Source organism: Archaeoglobus sp. UBA230 (assembly GCA_002507545.1).
Classification (GTDB): domain Archaea; phylum Halobacteriota; class Archaeoglobi; order Archaeoglobales; family Archaeoglobaceae; genus Archaeoglobus.
The window spans coordinates 1-8,513 of record DAVR01000034.1 but is presented as its reverse complement, the minus strand read 5'-3'; the positions used below and the strand labels follow the sequence as shown (position 1 = coordinate 8,513).

At 46.2% G+C, this 8,513-nt stretch carries 8 protein-coding genes; 3 read left to right on the top strand and 5 right to left on the bottom strand.

The window, feature by feature from the left end:
- Positions 1-40: 40 nt before the first annotated feature.
- The 3 genes from BP688_RS10725 to BP688_RS10715 all read right to left on the bottom strand — a co-directional run bounded on the left by BP688_RS10725 (position 41) and on the right by BP688_RS10715 (position 4,178).
- On the bottom strand, positions 41-481 hold the full coding sequence (locus BP688_RS10725; RefSeq protein WP_290597491.1) for a MaoC family dehydratase: 441 nt from the start codon (positions 479-481) through the stop codon (positions 41-43).
- Between the two features lies 1 nt (position 482).
- Positions 483-2,471 carry an acetoacetate--CoA ligase gene (locus BP688_RS10720; protein ID WP_290597490.1) on the bottom strand — a complete coding sequence of 663 codons (1,989 nt, stop codon included), beginning with the start codon at positions 2,469-2,471 and terminating at the stop codon, positions 483-485.
- A gap of 84 nt (positions 2,472-2,555) precedes the next feature.
- A complete protein-coding gene (locus BP688_RS10715; protein WP_290624126.1) occupies positions 2,556-4,178 on the bottom strand; it encodes a long-chain-fatty-acid--CoA ligase in 1,623 nt (540 codons plus the stop codon).
- 143 nt (positions 4,179-4,321) lie between these two features.
- Between BP688_RS10715 and BP688_RS10710 the strand changes: the two genes are divergently transcribed.
- Genes BP688_RS10710 through BP688_RS10700 form a run of 3 tightly spaced genes read left to right on the top strand, consistent with a single transcriptional unit; the run spans position 4,322 to position 6,473 of the window.
- Positions 4,322-4,876, top strand: a complete 555-nt coding sequence (locus tag BP688_RS10710; RefSeq protein WP_290624124.1) for a hypothetical protein — start codon at positions 4,322-4,324, stop codon at positions 4,874-4,876.
- A gap of 30 nt (positions 4,877-4,906) precedes the next feature.
- Positions 4,907-5,746, top strand: coding sequence for a diaminopimelate epimerase (gene dapF / locus BP688_RS10705; RefSeq protein WP_290597488.1), 840 nt, complete (start codon positions 4,907-4,909; stop codon positions 5,744-5,746).
- Entirely contained in the window at positions 5,736-6,473 is a 738-nt protein-coding gene (locus BP688_RS10700; protein WP_290597487.1) for an MJ0144 family RNA dihydrouridine synthase-like protein, read from the top strand. Before dapF ends, BP688_RS10700 begins: the two co-directional genes overlap by 11 nt.
- 2 nt (positions 6,474-6,475) lie before the next feature.
- On the opposite strand, the gene BP688_RS10695 is transcribed toward BP688_RS10700, so the two are convergent.
- Both BP688_RS10695 and tes read right to left on the bottom strand, forming a co-directional pair.
- Positions 6,476-7,387, bottom strand: a complete 912-nt coding sequence (locus BP688_RS10695; protein ID WP_290597486.1) for a dihydroorotate dehydrogenase — start codon at positions 7,385-7,387, stop codon at positions 6,476-6,478.
- Positions 7,384-8,513, bottom strand: a 1,130-nt coding sequence (tes, locus tag BP688_RS10690) for a tetraether lipid synthase Tes (RefSeq protein ID WP_290624643.1), incomplete at its 5' end; no start/stop codon positions are given. The genes tes and BP688_RS10695, both read right to left, overlap by 4 nt.

Genomic DNA, 8,513 nt, shown 5'->3' with positions numbered 1-8,513 from the left:
TCCTCGTTAAATTCAAAGTTCAGCATCTTTCTCACCCCCTTTACTCCTTTTTCTTCACGGCAACCCTCAGAATGCAGTTCAGCACTACATCTCCGGCCTGCTTCTCCACACTTGCCTCAATCTTTACGACTCCAAACTGCCCTCTGTCCTGCTTCTCCACAACTTTTGCCCTTGCCCTTATCGTATCGCCAATGAAAACGGGATTGGTGAAGCGAAGTCTGTCAATGCCGTAAAAAGCCACTACAGTCTCCTCTAAAAAGCCGAGTCTCATAAGCAACCCGCTCATCACGGAGAGTGTCAGCAGTCCGTGGGCAACTCTCTGCCCGAATATCGTGTTTTTGGCGTATTCTGCGTCAACATGTATGGGATTCCAGTCTCCAGTCAGAGATGCGAACATGACAATGTCTGCTTCGGTGATAGTTCTGCCAGCAGTCTCAAGCTCCATACCTTCCTGAAAATCTTCAAAATATAGACTCTGCATCTCAATCCTCCTCCATCTGCTCTACGTATGGTTTGGCAGCTTCAACGACCTTGAAAACAGCATCCGGGTTCATGATGCTGTCAAGGTTCACTGCCTTCTCCACTTCCCATCCCAGCAGAATCTTCTTTATCGGCACCTCCAGCTTCTTGTAGTTGAGCGTCATCGGGACATCAGGAACCTGAATTATGTAGTCGGCAACGAAGTAGGCACCGAGATTCTCCCTCAAAGCCTTGTTGATTTTCTCCTTAAGCTCCTCAGTAAGCTCTAATCCGTGTGCGAGAACTACGAACAGGAATATCTTGCCCTTAACCTCAACCACAAGGCTGTTTATTACTTCATCAAGCCCCTCTACAACTTTGTAAAAGTCGAGTGTCCCCATTCTCACTCCTTTTCTTTTTATGGTTGAGTCAGATCTGCCAAAGATAATCGCAGTTCCCCTGTCCGTAATCATCAACCAGTCTCCGTGCCACCACACGTTTGGAAACATGCTGAAATAGCTCTCCTTATACCAGCTGTAGTCCTCATCATTCCAGAAATAGAGGGGCATTGACGGCATTGGTAGCTCCACAACCAGCTCACCAACCTCGTTTATCACGGGCTTGCCCTCTATGTTGTATGCCTCAACCTTTGTTCCGAGCCACCTGCACTGCAGTTCTCCACTCCAAACTGGAAGAATGGGACAGCCTCCAACAAAGCCTGTCATCACATCAGTCCCCCCACTTGCAGAATTCAGCCAGACATCCTCCTTGACCTTTTTATAGACCCACTCGAATCCTTCAGGCGAGAGGGGGGCTGCAGTTGAGCCAATCATCTTAACACTGCTTAAATCGTACTGTGAGCCCGGCTCAAGTCCGAATTTCATGCATCCATGCAGGAAAGGAGCACTCGTTCCGAAAATGTTCAGTTTCTCCTTCTCGCATATCTGCCAGAGAGGCTGTAAGAAGTTATAAAGCGGGCTCCCGTCGTAGAATACGATTGTCGCCCCAGCCAGCAAGCCGCTCACAACGGTGTTCCACATCATCCAGGATGGTGGAGAGTACCAGAGGAACCTGTCTCCCTCTTTGAAATCCATGTGGAAAGAACCCTTGAAAATCTCAACCGTAATCCCCCCATGCCCGTGCACGATTGGTTTTGGAATTCCCGTAGTTCCTGAAGTGTAGAGAACCCAAAGCGGATGGTCAAAGGACACAGGCTCAAAGGTCAGCTTCTCTCTCCCCTCAGTAGTCTCTGGCCAGAGATGCACCGGAATGTCCAGCTTGAAATCGTGGCTCTCGTACAGATTGGGTATCAAAACCACTCTTTCAAGGCTCGGAATACCCTTAACCACTGTCCTAATGTCTTCAAGCTTGTTGAACTCTCTTCCATTGTAGAAGTAGCCGTCAACCGCTATGAGAACCTTTGGGTCGAGCTGCTTGAATCTGTCAATCACAGCCCTTGGTGCAACTTCACCACCAACAGCCGCCCATATCGCGCCGATACTTGCGGTGGCAAGCAAGGCAATGACTGCTTCGGGAACCTGGCTGGAATAGGCCACGACCCTGTCCCCCTTCTTAACTCCCATCTCCTTCAGCCACGCTGCAAAGCTTGCGGTCTGCTTCTTCAGCTCAGACCAGCTCATTGACCTTCTAAACTCATCCTCTCTTACATAAACAACCGCCTCTCCTTCACCAGCCTTCAGAAATGCATGTTCAGCATAGTTCAGCGTCGCTCCCTCAAACCATTTTGCCCCGGGCATCTTACGTTCATCCAACACAGCCTTGTAATCGCTGTAACTCTTAATCTCAAAAAACTCCCAAACACTCTCCCAGAAGTCCTCCAGCTTATCACAAGACCAGTTCCAGATTCTCTTGTAATTCTCCACATTCTCCTTTGCATTTTCTGAAACCTCAAAATCCAATCCCTTGTTTGCGGAAAGCCATTCAACGAATTCTGCCAGATTCGAATTCTTTATAAAATCCGAATCTGGCTCCCACAAAATTTTCGGCTCCATAATCTCACCTATTTATAACATTTAATGAGCATATTTAAATCCATTATCATCTTAAAAAATTAGGTTGTGAGCATGGTTTGAGCATCAGGGCAGGATGAGGTCTTTGTATTTATCTCTAATTGCCCTCTTGTTTATCTTGCCCACAGTTGTTCTGGGCATCTCCTCGACAACAAAAACCCTGTCGGGAAGCCACCACTTGGGAATCTTCCCCGTTTCGACGAAATTCTTCATCAGGAAGTCAATTATCTCCTGCTCCGTTACGCTTTTTCCGGGTTTTGGAACAACCACCGCTATTGGCCTCTCACTCCACTTCTCACTCCTCGCAGCAACCACAGCAGCCTCACTGACCGCCGGGTGCTCCATAATCAGACCTTCAAGTCTAACCGAGCTTATCCACTCACCACCACTCTTTATCACATCCTTTGCCCTGTCAAGAATCAGAATGTATCCCTCCTCGTCCCACACTCCCAGATCGCCGGTGTGGAACCACCCCTCATCATCCCAAGACTCAGAGGTCTTCTCTGGATTCTTCCAGTAGCCCTCGGTTAAGCCGGGACTCCTTATCAGTATCTCACCCATCGTCCTGAAGTCTCTTGGCACATCCTTACCTTCATCATCCACAATCCTGACTTCAACGAAGGGGGCAGGCAGTCCGGCTTTGTTCAAATACTCCACCTGCCTTTCCCAATCCCAGTCGAGCATGTGGTCCTTGAGCACAGCAAAGGTGAAGCCAACGCCTTCAGACATCCCGAATGCTTCAATCATCTTGATTCCCAACTCTCTTGCCCTTTCAAACAGCACTCTCTGCGGATGTTCTCCATCACACACAAACTTGAACTTGGATAGAGCGTCCCTGTAGTTCTCTACGTCAGGATAATCGAGGAGCATTTTTAGAAATACAGGAACTCCACCTGCGTAAGTGACACCTTCGTTCTTAATGAGATCGAGCATAACCTTCGGCTCGTATCTGCCAGGCAGAACCTGCTTCATTCCCAGCATCGTTGCCAGATATGGAAATGTCCAGCCCATTCCGTGGAAGAAGGGAGGAATATGCATGATCACGTCTGCAGAACTTAATCTGGCTGGCGATATGTTCGTTGAGAGGGCAAGACCGTTGATTATGCCCTGCATAACCACCTGTCTATGGGAGAAATACACGGCTTTGGGCAAACCGGTTGTGCCGGATGTAAAGTAAACAATTGCCGTCTCGTCCTCGTTGAGTTCCGGAAACTCGTAGCTTGCCCCCTCTTTTATCAGGTCCTCCCAGAAGTAAAGGGGCTTGAGAGTTGTCTCAACCCTATCAATATCATCTCCGGTAACTATCCAACCTTTCACTGTTGGCACGTGGGGAGCAAGCTTCTCGGCCAGAGGCAGAAACTCATCCCTGATTACGACGAAATCGTCCTCAACGTAGCGCATCGTGTAAACTATCTCCTCAGGAGCGAGTCGAAGATTGACGCAGTGTAGAATAGAGCCCATCATAGGAATTGCGAACATCCCTTCCAGATACTGGTGGGTGTTCCAGTCAATGAAGGCGATTTTAGCACCCTTAGCCCCGATATTTTCGAGAGAACTTGCAATTCTCTGAAGCCTCTCGTAGAATCTGGTGTATGTGTATCTGTGCACGTCTCTGTAGACTATTTCTTTGTTCGAAAAGGCGTGCAGGGGGAAAAAGAGGGTCTTCTTAATTGAGAGGTTGTACTTCATGTTATCACCCCATTTTTCTTAAATAATTATTTCATATGAGTATTCTTAAATACTTTATCATCACAGATCAGCTTTAAATGCTCAGAACATGTTCAATAATGTTTTATCGAAACATTTATTGAATATAGCAATTAAATCAAACTATGCCAAAGAGAAGATTGCAGACTACACTCTCGGATGAAGCTTTCAAAATCATCGAAAAATTCAAACCGAACTATGGAGGAATCAATGAAATCATCGAAGAAGCCCTGAAATTATTAAACAGAGAAGATAGCAGTCTCAGTGAGGATGACTTGCTTCTAATTAAACTCATTCGTGAACTTGATTTCACTGGGTGTGGGAGAAGCCAGTATATGCACCTCATTTGCGGAGACCTGAAAAGTGCTGTAGAGGAGAGCATGATGGAGACCGCTGTTGAGTGGTTCCTCAAAAAGCCCTTTCCGGAAATTGAGCTTGAGGAGTTTCTTGAAACCGTAAAAAGGGGCTGGAAGATTCTTAACAGAGTGGATTACGTGGAAATAACGAAGGGTGATGGATGGATACAGTTCTTCTGTGAGCACACAATGAGGAGGAGAGAAGTGAGCGAGTTTCTGGCGATGCACATCCTCAACATTTACGAAAAGTACTATAAAAAGGGATGGAAGGTTGTGAAGAGTGTCTCCACCAATGGTTTTACACTAAAGTTCTATAGACAGTAAGAGTTTAATTCTCCTCTCCGTATGTCCTTCATGGTGAAGGTCACCAAAATGCATGGTAATGGAAACGATTTCGTGCTCGTTGATGAATTTGACAAAATTATAATTCCTGAAGAAGAAAAACCGAGATTTGTGAGAGCTGTTTGTCATCGCAATTTTGGGGTTGGAGCAGATGGAATGCTCTTCGTTCAACCCTCTGAAAAAGCCCATGCTAAGTTCAGATACTTCAATAGCGATGGCAGCGAAGCTGAGATGTGTGGTAATGGAATAAGGTGCTTTTCCCGCTATGTTGTTGAGGAAGGTTATGCTCCCGAAAGATTGAAAGTCGAGACCCTTGTCGGAATTCTGGAGCTTGAGGTTTATCGTGACGATGGCTGGTGGGTTAAGGTTGACATGGGAAAGCCGAGATTTGAGAAAGAGGAAATTCCAGCAAGGCAGGAAGTTTGGGGGTATGAGTTTGAGTTTGGCGGAAACAAATACAGGCTTTACGCTGCAAACACAGGGGTTCCACATGTTGTTGTGTTTGTTGATGATCTGGACTTTGACATAATCCCTCTGGCGCGGAAAGTAAGGTATCTGGACATCTTTCCGGAAGGGACGAATGTCAATTTCGCGAGGCTTGAGAGGGAAGACAGAATCGTCGTCAGAACATACGAGAGAGGAGTTGAGAATGAGACGCTGAGCTGTGGAACAGGGAGCGTTGCAGTGGCAGCTGTTGCCAGTAGACTCGGCATTGCTGAAAGAAAGGTTGAGGTTGTAACGAAGGGTGGATTGCTGAAAGTTGAGATAACAAATGAGACAGCCTACATGACGGGAGGAGCGAGCAGGGTTTTTGATGGTGTGGTGAAGGTAGAGGAACTTTATGAGGTTTGAGAACAGACTCGTTCTTTCAGCAATGGCAGGAATTAACAATGCAGAGTTCTGCAAATGGCAGAAAGCCTCACTTGTCATACTTGGCGGATTTAATGCTGACGAAAAGGCAATGGAAGCTGCAGAAAGGGTTGCGAATAGAGGAAGAAAAGAGTTCATCTTTGAAGACCCGCTTGAAGGCATTGAGAAGGAGATAAGGACTTTGGGCAGGAAAAAATTCGCCATCAATGTGAGATCGGCAACGATGGAAGGGTATCTGGAAGCTGCAAACATCGCTGAGAGTTATGGAGGAATTTTTGAAATAAACGCCCACTGCAGGCAGCCCGAACTCGTATCTGTTGGTTGTGGGGAATGGCTGCTTTTCAACCACGAGAGATTGCTTGAAATTGTTACGGCTGTATCCAAAATTGTAACGACCTTTGTGAAAATACGTGGGGGGCGCGGTATAGATTACGAGACTCTTTCTGATAAAATCTTCAGTGCTGGAGCTAATGCGATACACGTTGATGCCATGATACCAAAGGGTGGTTGTGATTTTGATTTAATTGCAAGAATATCCAAGTATGGGTTCGTCATCGGAAACAATTCCTTTGTTGACATTCGAAGTGGTGAGAAGATGATAGAGGCTGGAGCAAAGATGGTTTCCGCTGCAAGAGCGGTGCTTAAAGACAATAAATTCTTTAACAGAATGCTGAAAAGCAAAATTCTGTCACAACCCGTTGAACTTTAGTTTCAGCCATTTACCGAGTCGTGCGCAGCACCGACAAGCTCATCTATTCTACATTCGTAGGCTCTGGTGTATGCAATCAAACTCTCTTTCAGGCTGTAGAAAATTCTCCTGCTGTAGTAAACAGCTGAGCCAATCTGAACGGCAGTTGCTCCTGCAAGTATAAACTCAAGCACATCCTCAAAGCTGGTGACTCCACCACAGCCAATGATTGGTATCTCAATTTCCTTATAAAGGTCGTAAACGCATTTGAGGGCGATGGGCTTTATCGCACCTCCACTCACACCTCCCGAAATGTTGCTCAACACAGGCTTTCTCGACACGATATCTATTTTCATCCCTCTAAGGGTGTTTGAGATCGTTATTGCATCTACACCAACCCCCTCCAGTGCCTTTGCGAGTTCTATGTAGTCATGCATCGCAGAGATTTTAGCAAATACTGGATTTTCTGTCGAACCCTTTACAGCTCTGATGATTTCTGCAGAAAGCTCTATGTCTTTTCCCAGTTCGTAGCCAGCACCGCTTACGTGTGGACAGCTGAGGTTTATCTCGTAGCCATGCGGATAGGGCAATGCTGAGTCAAATGTCTCAACAAGCATGCGAAACTCATCGGGTGTGTAGCCGTAAAGTGATATTATCAATGGCGACTCGTTTGTGTAATCCTTCAGCTCCTCTGCAAACTCAACAGCGGGTGGTGAGGCCAAGCCAATGGCGTTTATCAATCCGCATTTCCAGTTTATCACCGTAGGATTCCTGTACCCCTCCCTCCCCCCTACACTGACAGATTTCGTCACAACTGCCCCAGCATCCTGAGCTATGAGGTTGAGAGAATGAACACTGCTTCCCATAACTCCACTTGCGAGAATCAGAGGATTTTTAAGCTTCAACCCGCAAAGTTCAGTCTGGAGAGGGTTCATTGAGCAAGGATTTCTTTCTGTTGGATATAAAGGTTTGGCTTCCTGACCACTTTGATGATATCTTCTCTAAGTTTTCTTCCTGTCATTTTCTCCCACTGCTTAGCGGGAATTCCGAATTCGCTGTGTATCCTATCTCTGTAAAGATATGATAGCACATTATACGTGCAGAAGGGAACGATTTTACCATCAGGGGTGCCGTAGTGAATTATACACTTCTTTACTCTCTCCAAGTCATAGTTGTAAAGGTCTTGAAAGTGCATGATGCTGATGAGAATTGAACGTTTGTGCCACTCGTAGAGTGCAAAATAGCTGTGTTCAACCAAAACCTTGAAAAGCAATCTGGAAACATCAAAGCTTTTAGGAGCTTTGGAACGGTCAAAAAACCTTCTGAGTTCGAAGAAGCTTTTGAGGAGTCTGAACTTTTTAAACCTACCCCTTACGATGCTTTCAGCCCTCTCGTAGAGGTATTCGAGCAAACCCTCCACATCCACAAATCTTGTTATCGGAACAAGCCTTTTACCATCTCTGAATACTGTTGTAACAGCTCCACAGGCAAAATGTGGGGTAAATGTATACTGTGGACTCCCGGTTAAAGCCTCCACCAACTTTGTGACAGGAAGAGAGCTTGGAATTGGGTAAAAGTCTTCTCTGCCTATCTCACCGCCAGTCTGCTCCTCTATAGCCTTTATGCAGTCGGGAATTGTGATGCGAAACTGCTCCCTTTCCCTCTTCGACATTTTGCCTATGAAGCTGACTGGCTGGATGCTGACACTTCGAATTATATCTATATTGTCAGCGGCGAAGCGAACTATATCTCCGAGCTGATGGTCGTTGACACTCTTTATGACTGTCGGAACGAGAACTATGCCGAGCTGAGCTCTTCTGCAATTTTCAAGAACTTTTGGAACTTCATAATGGTTCTTTGGATTTGTTCTCTCATCTACACCGTCGAAAGATAAATAGAGAACGTCAACTCCTGCATTTTTGAGCTTTAGAGCCAAATCACCATCCTCTGCAAGCCTCACACCGTTAGTATTGAGCTGCACGTGCTTGACACCTTCCTCCTTTATCATCCGTATGATCTCCACCAGATCATCCCTCAGTGTCGGCTCTCCGCCGGTGAGCT

What these genes read in the sequence shown, in the direction of transcription:
- BP688_RS10725 (WP_290597491.1), bottom strand. Translation starts at nt 481, where the DNA reads ATGCAGAGTCTATATTTTGAAGATTTTCAGGAAGGTATGGAGCTTGAG.
- BP688_RS10720 (WP_290597490.1), bottom strand. Translation starts at nt 2,471, where the DNA reads ATGGAGCCGAAAATTTTGTGGGAGCCAGATTCGGATTTTATAAAGAAT.
- BP688_RS10715 (WP_290624126.1), bottom strand. Translation starts at nt 4,178, where the DNA reads ATGAAGTACAACCTCTCAATTAAGAAGACCCTCTTTTTCCCCCTGCAC.
- BP688_RS10710 (WP_290624124.1), top strand. Translation starts at nt 4,322, where the DNA reads ATGCCAAAGAGAAGATTGCAGACTACACTCTCGGATGAAGCTTTCAAA.
- dapF (WP_290597488.1), top strand. Translation starts at nt 4,907, where the DNA reads ATGGTGAAGGTCACCAAAATGCATGGTAATGGAAACGATTTCGTGCTC.
- BP688_RS10700 (WP_290597487.1), top strand. Translation starts at nt 5,736, where the DNA reads ATGAGGTTTGAGAACAGACTCGTTCTTTCAGCAATGGCAGGAATTAAC.
- BP688_RS10695 (WP_290597486.1), bottom strand. Translation starts at nt 7,387, where the DNA reads ATGAACCCTCTCCAGACTGAACTTTGCGGGTTGAAGCTTAAAAATCCT.